Genomic DNA, 14388 nt, shown 5'->3' with positions numbered 1-14388 from the left:
GCCGTATCACTCGGTTCCCCTCGCCAGCTGACCGGCGGCCGGGGTCGGCCCGCCGCCCGTGTAGGTGACCCGCCACAGCGCGGACTTGGTGTCGGAGGTGAAGAAGCCGCGCCCGTAGTCGAGGACGTACAGCGAGCCGTCCGGACCGAACTTCCAGTCCATCAGGTTCTTGATGCCGTCGTTGCCGACCGGCACGATCTTCTTCAGGGACTCCGAGTGCACCGGAAGACCGCCGTCGCCCTGCGTCTTCGGGTCCATCAGCACCGCGTTGCGCGGCTGGTCGGTGTCGTAGAAGTCACCGACGAACCACTTGCCGTCCCAGTACGCCGGCCACTTCACGTCACTGGCGCTGTCGGCGTCGTAGCGGTAGACCGGGCCGTTCATCGCGGCCTGGCCGCCGCCCTTCAGCCAGGGCAGCCGGTACGTGGCCTCGCTCTGCTCGTACGACGGGACGCCGTTCTCGTCGCGCGGGTAGTCGGGGCCGCCGCCCTGCGGCGAGTACCAGATGTTGTTGCCGGTCACCGGCGGCAGGTTGACCAGACCGTCGTTGTTCGGCGACTCGTTCTTCGGGGCGTCGCAGTCGTACCAGCCCAGCGGCTTGGACGGGTCCGGCAGGTTCCGGTCCCGGTACGGCTGCTTGTTGCCCATGCAGTAGGGCCAGCCGCGGTTGGACGCCTCGGTGATCGCGGCGAACGTGTCGTACTTCGCCGGCCCCCAGGTGGGCGAGGGGGCGCCGGCGTCCGGGCCGACCCAGCCCGCGTAGAGGACGTCGGTCTCCTTGTCGACGGAGATGCGCGCCGGGTTGCGCACACCCATCACGTAGATCTCGCCGCGCGTCTTGCCGCCGCCCTCGGCGGTCTCCTTGCCGGTGAACAGGTTGCCCTCGGGGAGGGTGTACGTGCCGTCCGGCTCGGGGTGGATGCGCAGGATCTTGCCGTTGAGGTTGTTGGTGTTGCCGGCGGTGCGGCGCGCGTCCGCGAAGGACACGCCCTTGAAGTCGGGCTCGGGGTTGTTGCCCGAGTAACCGTCGCTGAACCCGCTGGAGTTGTTGTCACCGGTGGCGATGTACAGGTTCCCCTTGGAGTCCCAGGCCATCCCGCCGCCCGCGTGGCAGCAGCTGTGGATCTGCACCGGCCACTTCAGCAGCACCTTCTCGCTGGCCAGGTCCAGCTTGTTCGTGGCCTGATCGAGCGTGAAGCGGGAGACCCGCCGCTCGGCCATGTGCGTGTCCCGGTTGATCTCGGAGTGGGGCGTGTAGTGCAGGTACACCCACCCGTTCTGCTCGAACGCGGGGTCCAGCTCGATGCCGAGCAGGCCCTCCTCGACCTTCCGCAGCTCGTCGCCGCCGCCCTTGTTGCCGAAGACGGTGAGCGCCCCGGCGAGGGTGACCTTCTCGGTCTTCGGGTCGTAGACGTGGATCTCGCCCGTGCCCTTGCCGATGTCCGGGTCGTTCCAGTCGGTGACGACGGGCTGGGAGGCGTCCGCGCCGCCCCGGCCGATGTAGAAGACCCGGCCGTCGGGGGCGGTGACCAGGCCGTGCGGTTCGCCGATCTGGTCGTTCTGGCCCGGCTGGTTGGGCCGGGTCAGCCGCTCCGCCTTGTAGTTGCCGGTGATGGTCGCCTTGCAGTCGGCCTGCACCAGGCGGTTGGTCCACAGCAGGGCGCCGCGCAGATGGTCACGGAAGTCGGTCTCGTCGTACGACGACACCGTGCCGCCCATGCCGGTGTAGAAGGACCGGCCGCCGTCGTAGTCACGGCACCAGCTCACCGGATGGTCCCAGCCGTTGGCGCTCGCACCGGGCTGGTAGGTCGACTCGCGCACCCTGGCGACCGTGTGCACGTCGCCGGAGGGGTTCTTCACCCAGTTCAGCCACTTGTCGGGCCGCTTCCACTGCGTCGGCAGGCTCTTGGTCGCCGGGTGCGCGCGGTCGCCGACCTCGACGGTCGCCCGCTGCACCTTGTCGGGGCCGGACGCGGCCGGGCGGGCGCCGATCAGACCGGTGAACCAGTCCGAGTACGGCTCCGCGCGGGCCGCGTCGTGCAGGCCGACGAAACCGCCGCCGGCCTCCATGTACGCCTCCAGGCCCGCCTCCTGGTCCGGGTCGAGGACGTCCCCGCCGCCGGTCAGGAACACGATGGTGTTGAACCGGCCCAGCTTCCTGGCATCGGTGAAGACCGAGGCGTCGTCGGTGGCGGTGACCTTGAACCGCTGGTCCGCCGGGCCGGACAGCCCGATCTTCTCGATCGCCGCGATCCCGGCGTTCACGAGCGGCGACTCGTCACCGCCGGCCGCGGAGCCGTGGAACAGCAGCACGCGTACGTTCGCGCCGCCCGGGGGCGACTTGATGGACATCGTTATCAGGGACGGATCCGGGGCCGGGCGCGCGCTGGCGGCGGGACCCGACAGCAGCCCGGCGGCGACGACCCCGGCGGTCACGCCGACCGCCCAGACGCGTCGTCTCGTTCTCGTCCTCCGTGCGTTCCTGGTGCTTCTCGTGCTCAACCCTCGTAAGCGCATGGGTTCTTGATGCGATGTGGACCGCATGTGGCCACCCACCCCTCCTCGGTCGCAGCAACAGCGTCAAGGAAGCTAGACCTCTTTGCGCCATACGCCAATACCTATCGCAGCAATGAAACGAACTTTGTCCTGAGTGTGGATAAACAACGGGGCGGCCGCTACGGTTTCACAGGTTCATGACAGCCACGTGGGGAGTTCGGCATGGACAGACGCGGTTTCAACCGGCGGGTACTCCTGGGCGGCGCGGTCGCCGCGACATCGTTGTCCGTCGCGCCCGAGGCCGTGGGCGCGGCGGCACCGGCGAAGACCGCGCCCGCCGGGGGCGAGGTGCGGCGCGTCAAGATGTACGCCGAGCGGCTGGACGGCGGACAGATGGGCTACGGCTTCGAGAAGGGCAAGGCGTCCATCCCCGGCCCGCTGATCGAGCTCAACGAGGGCGACACCCTGCACGTCGAGTTCGAGAACACCATGGACGTGCCCGTGAGCCTGCACGTCCACGGCCTGGACTACGAGATCTCCAGCGACGGCACCAAGCAGAACAAGAGCGACGTCGAGCCCGGCGGCACCCGCACCTACACCTGGCGCACCCACAAACCCGGCCGGCGCTCCGACGGCACCTGGCGCGCCGGCAGCGCGGGCTACTGGCACTACCACGACCACGTCGTCGGCACCGTGCACGGCACCGGCGGCATCCGCAACGGGCTGTACGGCCCGGTGATCGTCCGCCGCAAGGGCGACGTCCTGCCCGACGCGACCCACACCATCGTCTTCAACGACATGATGATCAACAACAAGCCGGCCCACACCGGCCCGAACTTCGAGGCCACCGTGGGCGACCGCGTCGAGATCGTCATGATCACGCACGGCGAGTACTACCACACCTTCCACATGCACGGTCACCGCTGGGCCGACAACCGCACCGGCATGCTCACCGGACCCGACGACCCGAGCCAGGTCATCGACAACAAGATCTGCGGCCCGGCCGACTCCTTCGGCTTCCAGATCATCGCGGGGGAGGGCGTCGGAGCGGGCGCCTGGATGTACCACTGCCACGTCCAGAGCCACTCCGACATGGGCATGGTCGGCCTGTTCCTGGTGAAGAAACCGGACGGCACCATCCCGGGCTACGACCCGCACGAGCACGTCCACGGGGCGGCCGCGGAGGAGGGGCACGAGCACGAGCACTGACGCGCCGGACATGATCCGGGAGCGCTCTCGCCCGTGGCCGGGCCGGGGCTATCCTTGCCCGCAGCCGCAGGTGAGGAGCCCCGAAGTGACCGACACAGTGCCGCGCCCCACGCTGGAGGCCGTGGCCGCGCGGGCCGGGGTCTCCCGGGCCACGGTCTCCCGCGTGGTCAACGGCTCCGACGGGGTGCGGGAACGCCTGGCCGAACGGGTGAGGAGGGCGGTGGAGGAACTCGGGTACGTGCCGAACCAGGCCGCCCGCAGCCTGGTGACGAAGCGGCACGACGCCATCGCCGTCATCGTCGCCGAACCGGAGACCCGGGTCTTCGCCGACCCCTTCTTCGCCCGGCAGCTGCGCGGCATCAGCAAGGAGCTGACGGCCCACGACAACCAGCTCGTCCTGCTGCTCACCGAGGACCGCGACGACCACGCGCGCGTCGGCCGCTACCTCGCCGGGGGCCACGTCGACGGCGCCCTGGTGTTCTCCCTGCACATCGACGACCCGCTGCCCGAACTGATTCAGCGGGCCGGCCTGCCGACGGTGTACGGCGGCCGGCCCGACTGGAACGGCGGCCGGCGCGGCGTCTCCTACGTCGACAGCGACAACCGGGGCGGCGCCCGCGACGCCGTACGGCACCTGCTCGGCCTCGGCCGCGACCGCATCGCCCACATCACCGGCGCCCTCGACCAGACCGCGGCGGTGGACCGGCTCGACGGCTTCCGGGACGTCATGACCGACGCCGATCCCCGGCTGGTCGTGGAGGGCGACTTCACCCCCGCGAGCGGCGAGCGGGCGATGCGGCGGCTCCTCGACCGCTGCCCCGGCCTGGACGCGGTGTTCGCCGGCAACGACCTCATGGCGGCGGGCGCCCTGCGTGTGCTGCGCGAGCACGGGCGGCGGGTGCCGGACGACGTGGCGGTCGTCGGGTTCGACGACATGCTGCCGATCGCCGAACAGACCGAACCACCGCTCACCACGGTCCGCCAGGACATCGAGGAGATGGGCCGCCTGATGGCCCGCCTCCTGCTGCGCGACCTCGACCGCACCGGCACGCCGGAGGAGGCCGCGGGCGCCGGCCCCGACGGCCTGATCCTCCCGACGACGCTGATCCGACGGTCGTCCGCGTAGAACGCCGGCGCCGAGCCCTGACCCGCCGGGGGTTCCACGGCCCCACCGTGACGGCGGGGGCGAGGAACGGTTCGGCCGTGCGGGTGCCCCGGCGGTGATTGTCAGTGGGCGGTGGAAGACTCGGCAGAGCAGGCGACGGGACCTCTCGGAGGAGGCACCATGCTCACCACCCGCTTCGTCGACGGCGCCCCGAACTGGATCGACGTCGGCACGTCCGACATCGAAGGCGCCGCGTCCTTCTACGGCGGCCTGTTCGGCTGGGAGTTCGCCCCGGCGGGACCCGACGCCGGCGGCTACGGCTTCTTCCGGCTGGCCGGGCGGATCGTCGCGGGCGGTGTGCGGTCCGCACCGGAGCAGGGTCCGCCCGCGTGGACCGTCTACTTCCAGAGCCCCGACGCGGACGCCACCGCGAAGGCCGTCCAGCAGGCCCGCGGCGGCGTGACCGTGCCACCCATGGACGTGAGGGAACAGGGCAGAACGGCGATCCTCGCCGACCAGGCGGGCGTCCCCTTCGGCATTTGGGAGCCGGCGCTGCGCAAAGGCATCGAGGCCGCAGGCGAGGCCGGCACACTGTGCTGGGTCGAGCTCTACACCCCGGACATCGCCCGGACCGCCGCCTTCTACCACTCCACCCTCGGCTGGGAGACCTCGGCGGTGACCTTCCCCGGCGGCGTCTACACCTCCGTCAACCCCGCCGGGACGGGGGAGGACGGCATGTTCGGCGGGCTGGTCCCGCTGGCCGACGATCCCGTCGAGGCGCGGAGCGGGCGCCCCTACTGGCTGCCCTACATCGGGGTGGAGGACCCGGACGCCGTCGTCGACAGGGCCGTCGAGCTGGGCGGCAGGGTGCGGATGCCCGCCACCTCCCTCGCCGGTGTCGGCCGGCTGGCCCGCCTGGAGGATCCGTACGGCGCGCGCTTCGCGGTCATCGAGGGCGATGCGCGCCAGACCTGAACGCCCGGCGCGCCGCCGTGCGCGCCGGGTTCCCCGGCGCCATCATCATGCGGTCACGGAAGGCAGGGGCAGGGGGAGGAGCCCCAGGAGGACCGCGGTGCGGACCCGCGTTGATGTGGCGTTGATCGAACGTTTTTCGCCGCCCGGCATGCTTCCGGCCATGCACATCGACACGTTCCCGTCGCCCGACCTCGCCTGGCAGGAGGAGGCGTTGTGCGCGCAGACGGGAGGAGACTTCTTCTTTCCCGAGCCCGGTAGCTCGGTTCGCGAGGCCAAGCGCATCTGCGGTCTCTGCCCGATCCGCGCCGCCTGCCTGGAGTACGCCCTGACCCACGACATGCGCTTCGGCGTCTGGGGCGGCATGTCGGAGAAGGAGCGCCTGGAACTGCGGCGCGTCGCACGGTAGTTCCCGCCGGTCACCGGCGGTCGGCCCGTGAAAAACCGGTACGGCCGGCGCCGCCCCCGTGGCTAGGATCAACGCGCGGCCGGACGTGGCGCAGAGGCAGACGCACCGCCTTGCTCAGGCGGACACGCCGGTTCGAATCCGGTCGTCCGGGCCGCACGGGGGTCGGCGGTGCAGAGGGCGGGCGCACCTCCATGACACGGAGGGCACACCGGTCCGCATCCGGGTTCGGCCCTCGGCACGGCACACAAGGGGGCGTCTCATGGGCGACGGCATCACCGAGGAAGAGCTGTCCGCCTTCCACCGCACGGTCGGCCGGCTGCGCCGGCTGCCCGCGGACGACCCGGTGCGCCTGCACGCCGAACACGTCGCGGCCTCTTTCACCCGCGACGGCCAGGCGCGGCGCCGCAGGGCCCGCAACGAGGCGGCGTCCGCGGCCGACGCCGCGACGATGGCCGCCACGGCCACCGGCGCCCCGCACCGCCGCGAGGACGCACCCCTGACGGCCCCGGGCCGCCCGGGCGTCTTCCACAAGGGCCGCCGCTGCTACGTCTGCAAGACGTCCTATCGACAGGTCGACGCCTTCTACCACCGGCTCTGCCCGAGCTGCGCCGTCGACAACCGCGCCCGGCGCGCACTCGCCACCGACCTGACCGGCCGCCGCGCCCTGCTCACCGGCGGCCGGGTGAAGATCGGCTTCCAGCTGGCGCTCATGATGCTGCGCGACGGCGTCGAACTGATCGTCACCAGCCGCTTCCCGCACGACACCGCCCGCCGCTTCCGGGCCGAGCCGGACAGCGCGAAGTGGCTCGACCGGCTCCGTATACTCGCCGTCGACCTGCGCGACCCCCGTCAGGTGCTGGGCCTGTGCGAGGAACTGCGCCACGAGGGCGCGCCCCTGGACATCCTCGTCAACAACGCCGCGCAGACCGTACGGCGGCCGCCGGAGTCGTACGCGCTGCTCGCTTCGGGGGAGCGGGACGGACTGCCCGAAGGCGCGCGGCAGGCACCGGGCTTCACCCCGATGCGGATGCTCGGCGACGGGGGCGCCACGCTGCCGGTGGCCCTGCGGGAGGCCGACGAGGCCGGGCTGCTGCCCGACCCGTCCCCGGAGAACTCCTGGTCGGCCCGGCTCGGAGCGCTCGACCCCGCCGAAGTCCTGGAGACCCAGCTCGTCAACGCCCTCGCCCCGGTGCTGCTGTGCGACCGGCTGCTGCCCCTGCTGCTCGCCTCACCGCACCCACGGCGCTACGTCGTCAACGTGACCGCGGTGGAGGGCCGGTTCGCGGTGCGCAACAAGATGCCGGGCCATCCGCACACCAACATGGCCAAGGCCGCGCTCAACATGCTCACCCGCACCAGCGCGGCCGGACTTGTCGAGCAGGGCGTGTACATGTGCGCCGTGGACACCGGCTGGATCACCGACGAGAACCCCGCGCCGAAGAAGTCCCGCATGGCGCGGGCCGGTTTCCGCACCCCGCTGGACGTCGTCGACGGGGCGGCCCGGGTGTACGACCCCATCGTGCGGGGAGAGGCCGGGGATCCGGTGGCCGGAGTGTTCCTGAAGGACTACAAGGAGGCGGAGTGGTGACCGCCGGCCCCCTCGCACGACCCGGGTCGGGCTTCGGCTCCGCGCCGTCCCCCGCCCGCTCGCCGAACCCGGCCCGCTGCTCGCGTGGCTGCGCACCGGACGCCCGGCGGAGCAGCGGCCGGACTTTCCGGCCGGCACCGCCGACGAGCGGCCGGTAACCACGGGTGAGACCCGGCACCGGACCTCTGTGCCGCAGCCCGAGGACGGGGCCGTGGCGCGGAGGCCGACGCGCCGGGTCTCCAGAACCGGGACAGGCTGGTTCACATCCAGCCGCCCCGCCCCCTCACGTCCGGGCCGGTGCTCCGTGGCCGGCGCGGGCCGCCATCCGGGCCTTGCGGGCCGCCAGCTTCTCGTCGAACTTCGAGGCCTCCGCGTCCAGGCCGCCCATGAACAGGCCCAGTTCCTCCTGGGCCTTGAGGCCCTCGGGGCCCAGCCCGTCGATCTCCATGACCTTCAGGAAGCGCAGCACCGGCTGGAGCACGTCGTCGTGGTGGATGCGCAGGTTGTAGACCTCGCCGATCGCCATCTGCGCCGCGGCCCGCTCGAAGCCGGGGATGCCGTGGCCGGGCATCCGGAAGTTCACGACGACGTCGCGGACCGCCTGCATCGTGAGGTCCGGAGTCAGTTCGAACGCCGCCTTGAGCAGGTTGCGGTAGAAGACCATGTGCAGGTTCTCGTCGGTCGCGATGCGGGCCAGCATGCGGTCGCAGACCGGGTCACCGGACTGGTGGCCGGTGTTGCGGTGCGAGATGCGGGTGGCCAGCTCCTGGAAGGCGACGTAGGCGATCGAGTGGAGCATCGAGTGCCGGTTGTCCGACTCGAAGCCCTCGCTCATGTGCGACATGCGGAACTGCTCCAGCTTGTCCGGGTCCACCGCCCGCGAGGCGAGCAGGTAGTCCCGCATCACGATGCCGTGCCGGCCCTCCTCGGCCGTCCAGCGGTGCACCCAGGTGCCCCAGGCCCCCTCCCGGCCGAACAGGGTGGCGATCTCGTGGTGGTAGCTGGGGAGGTTGTCCTCGGTCAGCAGGTTGACCACCAGGGCGATCTTGCCGACCTCGGTGACCTTCGACTGCTCCTTGTCCCAGGCCTCGCCGTCCTCGAAGAAGCCCGGGAAGTTGCGGCCGTCGCTCCACGGCACGTACTCGTGCGGCATCCAGTCCTTGGTGACCTTCAGATGCCGGTTGAGCTCCTTCTCGACCACTTCCTCCAGTGCGTACAACAGCCGGGCGTCGGTCCAGACCGAGGGGCTGCCGAGATGGGGAGAAGTGAGCGACACGGGTGACTCCAGGGGGACGGTGACATGTGGAAGTCCCGGCGAGCGGGCCGGGAACCTACGGAATCGTAGGCTACGTAGCCGTAGGTTACGTAGCCGTAGGTTAAGGGTGCCGTAAAGAGCCCTGATCAGCGGGGTCCAGATGGAGTACCTTCCCGGCGTCGAGCCGCAGGTCGCTGCGCCGTACGGGTGACACGGGCACCGGTCAGGCGTACAGCTCCCGCAGACGCACCGAGAGGCACGTCACACAACCCTCGAGCTTCTCGAACTCGCCGATGTCCACCGGGACCGGCTCGTAGCCGAGGTCCGCGAACAGTTCCGCGGTCTTCGGCGCGCTCGCCGCCATCAGCAGCCTGTCCCCGCCGAGCAGCACCACGTGCGCCCCGGCCGCCTCCGGCACCGGAAGGAAGCGCGGGAACAGCGACGGCGCGTCCATGTGCGGGACGTACCCGACGACCGTCCCGTCCGGCAGCGCCGTGACCGCCGACTTCAGGTGCAGCACCTTGGCGACCGGCACGGCGACCACCCGCGCCCCCAGCGGCTCGAACGCGGCCCGCACCTGCCGCACCCCGGCCGCGTTGGTCCTCCCGCCGCGGCCCACGTACACCGTGTCGCCGACCTTCAGCACGTCCCCGCCGTCCAGGGTGCCCGGCTCCCAGACCCAGTTCACCGAGCAGCCCAGCGACGCCACGGCCTCCTCGACGCCCAGGGTCTCCGCGCGGCGGGACTCGGCTCCGGAACGGGCGATCAGCGCCACGTTCCGGTACATCACCACCGTGTCCTCGACGAACACGGAGTCCGGGCAGTCGTCGGCCGGGTCGACCTCGATCGTCTCCCAGCTGTGGGCGCGCAACGCCTCCGTGTACGCCTCCCACTGCTCCACCGCGCGGTCGACGTCGACGCCCTCCCGCTCGATGTGCGTCACCAGCCCCTCCGCCAGACGGGGAGCGGGACGACGGACGAGGGCCTTCTTGCTGGGCACGGGGCGCCTTTCGGATCGGACGGGGCCTGTCTGCGCCGCGCCGGGGAGTCCGTGGAGCGGTCTGCCTCCCGCGGGCGTCGCGCAGCCATCATGCAGGCCGGATCCGGACAGGACCACCCAGGACGGCGACGGGATGTACCATCGGTAACGGTCTCAACGTCCGGCCCGCCGCAGATGCTCCCCGGTGAAGGACCCCTGGGAGGCCAGCAACTCGGCCGGTGTGCCCTCGAAGACCACCCGACCACCGTCCCTCCCGCCGTCCGGACCGAGGTCGATCACCCAGTCGGCGCGTGCGACGACATCGAGGTTGTGCTCGACGACGATCACGGTGTTGCCCGCGTCCACCAGCCGGTCCAGGAGACCGACGAGACCGTCCACGTCCGCCATGTGCAGCCCGGTCGTCGGCTCGTCCAGCACGTACACCACCCCTTTTCGGTGCAGCCGGGTGGCGAGCTTGATCCGCTGTCGTTCACCGCCGGAAAGGGTGGACAGCGGCTGGCCCAGCGTGAGGTAAGTGAGGCCCACGTCCCGCAGGGCGCGCAGCCGGCGCCGTACGCCCGTGTCGTGGAAGAAGTCCAGCGCCTCCTCGGCGGTCATCCCGAGCACATCGGCGACGGAGCGGCCGCCGACCACCAGCCGCAGCACCTCGTCCTTGAACCGCCGCCCCTCGCAGGCGGGGCAGGTCGTGGTCACCGGGTCCATGAAGGCCAGGTCGGTGTACATGATCCCGCGGCCCTCGCAGGTCCCGCAGGCGCCGCCGGAGTTGAAGCTGAACAGCCCCGGCTCCGCTCCCGTCTCCCGCGCGAAGATTTTCCGTACCGTGTCCATGATCCCGAGGTACGTCGCCGGAGTGGACCGCGCCGAAATGCCGATCGAGGACTGGTCGACCACCACGGTGTCACGGTGCACGGCGGTGAACTCGGCGACCAGTGTGCTCTTGCCCGAGCCGGCCACCCCGGTCACGGCGGTGAGCACCCCGGCCGGGAACCGCACGGTGACCTCCCGCAGATTGTGCCGGTCGGCCCCCTTCACCCACAGCTCGCCCGTCGCCCCCCGCACCGCTCCCTTGACCGTCGTGCGCCGTCCGAGGCACCGCCCCGTCAGGGTGCCCGAGGCGGCCAGCTCCCGCGGGGTCCCCTCGAACACCACCCGGCCGCCCCCGGCCCCCGCGCCCGGGCCCATGTCGACCACGTGGTCGGCCAGCGCGATGACGTCCGGGTCGTGCTCGACGACCAGCACGGTGTTGCCCTTGTCGCGCAGCCGCAGCAGCAGTTCGCCGAGGCGGTGCACGTCACGCGGATGCAGTCCGACGCTGGGTTCGTCGAAGATGTACGTCATCCCGGTCAGGCTCGATCCGAGGTGCCGTACGGTCTTCAGCCGCTGCCCCTCGCCGCCGGAGAGCGTGCTCGTCTCCCGGTCCAGGCTCAGATAGCCGAGCCCGATCGTCTCGATCCGCTCCAGGGCGGCGACGGCGGCCCCGGCGACCGCGCCGGCCACCGGATCGTCGATCTCCCTCAGTGCGGCGATGAGATCGGTGACCTGCATGGCTGCGCAGTCGGCGATGGACCGGCCCCCGATCCGGGAGGCCAGCGCCGCCTCGTTCAGCCTCGCGCCCCGGCAGGCCGGGCAGACACCCTCGGCCAGGAACTCCCGCACCATGTCACGGGTCTTCTGGCTCATCCCCGCCAGGTCCCGCTTCAGGTACAGCCGTTCGAAGCGGTCGGCGAGCCCTTCGTACTCGGTGGTCCAGGTGCCGCCCGTGCCGTTCACGGTGACCTTGCTTCCGGGGCGCCCCCGCATCAGGAACTCCCGCTCGGCCGTGGTGAACTCCCGCACCGGTTTGTGCGGGTCCAGCTCGTCGCTGTTGGTGTACGCCTGCCCCTGCCAGGTCCCCGCGGTGAACGGCGGGAAGCGGACCGCCCCCTCGGCGAGGGAGCGGTCCGCATCGAGGATGCGGTCCCAGTCCGGCCGTACGGTCCGGCCCAGGCCGTCGCACACGCGGCACATGCCCGACGGGTCGTTGAACGAGTACGCCGTCGCCGGTCCGGCGCTCGGCGTGCCGTGCCGCGAGAACAGCACCCGCAGCACCGAGTACACGTCCGTCATCGTGCCGACCGTCGACCGGGAGTGGCCGCCGACGGGCCGCTGGTCGACGACGATCGCGGGCGTCAGATCCTCCAGGGTCTCCGCGTGCGGCCGCTCGTACTTCGGCAGCCGGTTGCGGACGAACCAGGTGAACGTCTCGTTGAGCTGCCGCTGAGACTCGACCGCGATCGTGTCGAAGACGACCGACGACTTCCCCGACCCCGAAACGCCGGTGAACACGGTCAGCCGGCCCTTCGGGATGCGGAGCGTGACGTCCTTGAGGTTGTTCTCCCTGGCTCCGGTGATGGTGATGAACTCGCTGGACTGGCTCATGCTGCCGACGCTAGGCGGAATACCCGACAGCTTCTGTCGTGATTTCCTTCAGCTCCCCTTCCTCCATCAGCAGCCACCGGGTGATGCCGATCGACTCCAGGAACGGCAGATCGTGACTGGCCACGATCAGGGCACCCTCGTACGACTCCAGCGCCGTGGTCAGCTGCCGGACGCTCGCCATGTCGAGGTTGTTGGTCGGCTCGTCCAGCATCAGCAGCTGTGGCGCGGGCTCCGCCAGCATCAGCGCCGCCAGCGCCGCACGGAAGCGCTCGCCGCCGGAGAGCGTCGCCGCCTTCTGGTCGGCGCGGGCGCCCCGGAACAGGAAGCGGGCGAGCCGGGCCCGGACCCGGTTGTTGGTGGCGCCCGGCGCGAACCGGGCCACGTTCTCGGCGACGGTCAGCTCCGCGTCGAGGACGTCGAGCCGCTGCGGCAGGAACCGCAGGGGCACGTGGGCCCGCACCTCGCCGGAGACCGGCTCCAGCTCCCCGGCGATCGTGCGCAGCAAGGTCGTCTTGCCGGCGCCGTTGCGCCCGATCAGCGCCACCCGCTCCGGGCCGCGCAGATCGAAGCCGCCGTCCACCCGGGCGCCGTACGCCAGTTCCAGGTCCATGAGGGTGAGGACGTCACGGCCCGGCGGTACGGCCGTGTACGGCAGGTCGACGCGGATCTCGTCGTCGTCCCGTACGGCGTCCACCGCGTCGTCGAGGCGTTCCCTGGCCTCGGCGAGCTTCTCCTCGTGCATGATGCGGTGCTTGCCCGCGGACTCCTGCGCCGCGCGCTTGCGCGCCCCCATGACGATCTTCGGCTCGCGTTTCTGCTCGAACATCTTCTGCCCGTACCGCTTGCGGCGGGCCAGCTTGACCTGGGCGTCGGCCAGTTCGCGCTTCTGCTTGCGGAAGTCCGCCTCGGCGACGCGCACCATGCGCTCGGCGGCCTCCTGTTCGACGGCCAGGGCCTCCTCGTACGCCGAGAAGTTGCCGCCGTACCAGGTGACCTCCCCGGAGCGCAGATCCGCGATCTGGTCCACCAGTTCCAGCAGTTCACGGTCGTGGCTGACCACGACCATGACACCCGGCCAGTTGGCGACGGCCGCGTACAGCCGCCTGCGGGCGTACAGGTCGAGGTTGTTGGTGGGCTCGTCGAGCAGCAGCACGTCCGGGCGGCCCAGCAGCAGCGCGGCCAGCCGCAGCAGCACCGACTCGCCGCCGGACACCTCGCCGACGGTGCGGTCGAGCCCGATGTGCCCGAGGCCGAGTTCGCCGAGCGTGGCCAGGGCGCGCTCCTCGACGTCCCAGTCGTCACCGACGGTCTCGAAGTGCTCCTCGGCCACGTCGCCCGCCTCGATGGCGTGCAGCGCGGCCCGCCGGCCGGCGATGCCGAGCGCCTCGTCGACCCTCAGCGCGGTGTCGAGCGTCACGTTCTGCGGCAGGTACCCCACCTCGCCGGCGACCCGGACGGTGCCGTCGGCCGGCCGGAGCTCACCGGCGATCAGCTTCAACAGGGTCGACTTCCCCGACCCGTTGACGCCGACGAGGCCGGTGCGACCGGGGCCGAAGGCGACGTCGAGGCCCTCGAGGACGGCGGTGCCGTCGGGCCAGGTGAAGGCGAGGGACGTACAGGTGATGGATGGTGACATGCGGGCCTCCGCGGTTGCTCGGGGCGATCAGGGGCAAACGCGTATCGAGACACCGCGGGACGAGGACCGGCAGCCGGGAGGGAAGGCCTGGGCATGAGAAGAGCCCTGTTCCGCAAGGACCGCAAGGACGGCTCGAACGCCGAGGTCGCACGCGACGTACACACACGTGTGGTGTGACGCGGTGTCTCAGAACCTCAGACGAGCAACGTCCTTCTCCATTCGACGGCAACAGGACCGCTGTACACCGTAGGAGTGCCCGGAACGGCTGTCAACGGCTTTTCGGAGCACGACGTCACCGCC

The 14388-nt window shown here is 71.1% G+C and carries 10 protein-coding genes and 2 tRNA genes; 7 read left to right on the top strand and 5 right to left on the bottom strand.

The genetic code is table 11. The features are described 5' to 3' along the window. Positions 1-6: 6 nt before the first annotated feature. Positions 7-2517 (bottom strand): ThuA domain-containing protein, encoded by a 2511-nt coding sequence (locus KUM38_RS19505; protein WP_254397444.1) that lies wholly within the window; start codon positions 2515-2517, stop codon positions 7-9. A 201-nt stretch (positions 2518-2718) separates the two neighbouring features. Between KUM38_RS19505 and KUM38_RS19500 the strand changes: the two genes are divergently transcribed. The 7 genes from KUM38_RS19500 (at position 2719) to KUM38_RS19470 (ending at position 8057) form a co-directional block, all read left to right on the top strand. After that, positions 2719-3705 (top strand): multicopper oxidase domain-containing protein, encoded by a 987-nt coding sequence (locus tag KUM38_RS19500; RefSeq protein WP_217130683.1) that lies wholly within the window; start codon positions 2719-2721, stop codon positions 3703-3705. An 85-nt stretch (positions 3706-3790) separates the two neighbouring features. Continuing rightward, entirely contained in the window at positions 3791-4831 is a 1041-nt protein-coding gene (locus tag KUM38_RS19495) for a LacI family DNA-binding transcriptional regulator (protein WP_217130682.1), read from the top strand. Positions 4832-4990: 159 nt separating this feature from the next. Further along, positions 4991-5785 carry a VOC family protein gene (locus KUM38_RS19490; protein WP_217130681.1) on the top strand — a complete coding sequence of 265 codons (795 nt, stop codon included), beginning with the start codon at positions 4991-4993 and terminating at the stop codon, positions 5783-5785. 160 nt (positions 5786-5945) lie between these two features. Continuing rightward, positions 5946-6191, top strand: a complete 246-nt coding sequence (locus KUM38_RS19485) for a WhiB family transcriptional regulator (protein ID WP_217130680.1) — start codon at positions 5946-5948, stop codon at positions 6189-6191. Between the two features lie 79 nt (positions 6192-6270). Then, positions 6271-6342: transfer RNA gene (locus KUM38_RS19480), tRNA-Ser, on the top strand. 108 nt (positions 6343-6450) lie between these two features. Further along, positions 6451-7779, top strand: a complete 1329-nt coding sequence (locus KUM38_RS19475; RefSeq protein WP_217130679.1) for an SDR family NAD(P)-dependent oxidoreductase — start codon at positions 6451-6453, stop codon at positions 7777-7779. A gap of 204 nt (positions 7780-7983) precedes the next feature. Further along, positions 7984-8057, top strand: a tRNA-Trp gene (locus KUM38_RS19470). 5 nt (positions 8058-8062) lie between these two features. Here the strand turns inward: KUM38_RS19470 and KUM38_RS19465 are convergent. The 4 genes from KUM38_RS19465 to KUM38_RS19450 all read right to left on the bottom strand — a co-directional run bounded on the left by KUM38_RS19465 (position 8063) and on the right by KUM38_RS19450 (position 14088). Continuing rightward, positions 8063-9055: an acyl-ACP desaturase gene (locus KUM38_RS19465; RefSeq protein WP_217130678.1), complete on the bottom strand. Its 993-nt coding sequence runs from the start codon at positions 9053-9055 to the stop codon at positions 8063-8065. Between the two features lie 202 nt (positions 9056-9257). Continuing rightward, positions 9258-10034 carry a dimethylargininase gene (ddaH, locus tag KUM38_RS19460; protein WP_217130677.1) on the bottom strand — a complete coding sequence of 259 codons (777 nt, stop codon included), beginning with the start codon at positions 10032-10034 and terminating at the stop codon, positions 9258-9260. Positions 10035-10187: 153 nt separating this feature from the next. Then, complete coding sequence (locus KUM38_RS19455; RefSeq protein ID WP_217130676.1) at positions 10188-12452, bottom strand: excinuclease ABC subunit UvrA; 2265 nt, start codon at positions 12450-12452, stop codon at positions 10188-10190. A 10-nt stretch (positions 12453-12462) separates the two neighbouring features. After that, complete coding sequence (locus KUM38_RS19450) at positions 12463-14088, bottom strand: ABC-F family ATP-binding cassette domain-containing protein (protein ID WP_217130675.1); 1626 nt, start codon at positions 14086-14088, stop codon at positions 12463-12465. Between the last annotated feature and the right edge of the window lie 300 nt (positions 14089-14388).

Origin of the sequence: Streptomyces sp. AC558_RSS880 (assembly GCF_019049255.1) — a bacterium.
Lineage (GTDB): Bacteria > Actinomycetota > Actinomycetes > Streptomycetales > Streptomycetaceae > Streptomyces.
This window is presented reverse-complemented; position numbering and strand designations above follow the sequence as displayed.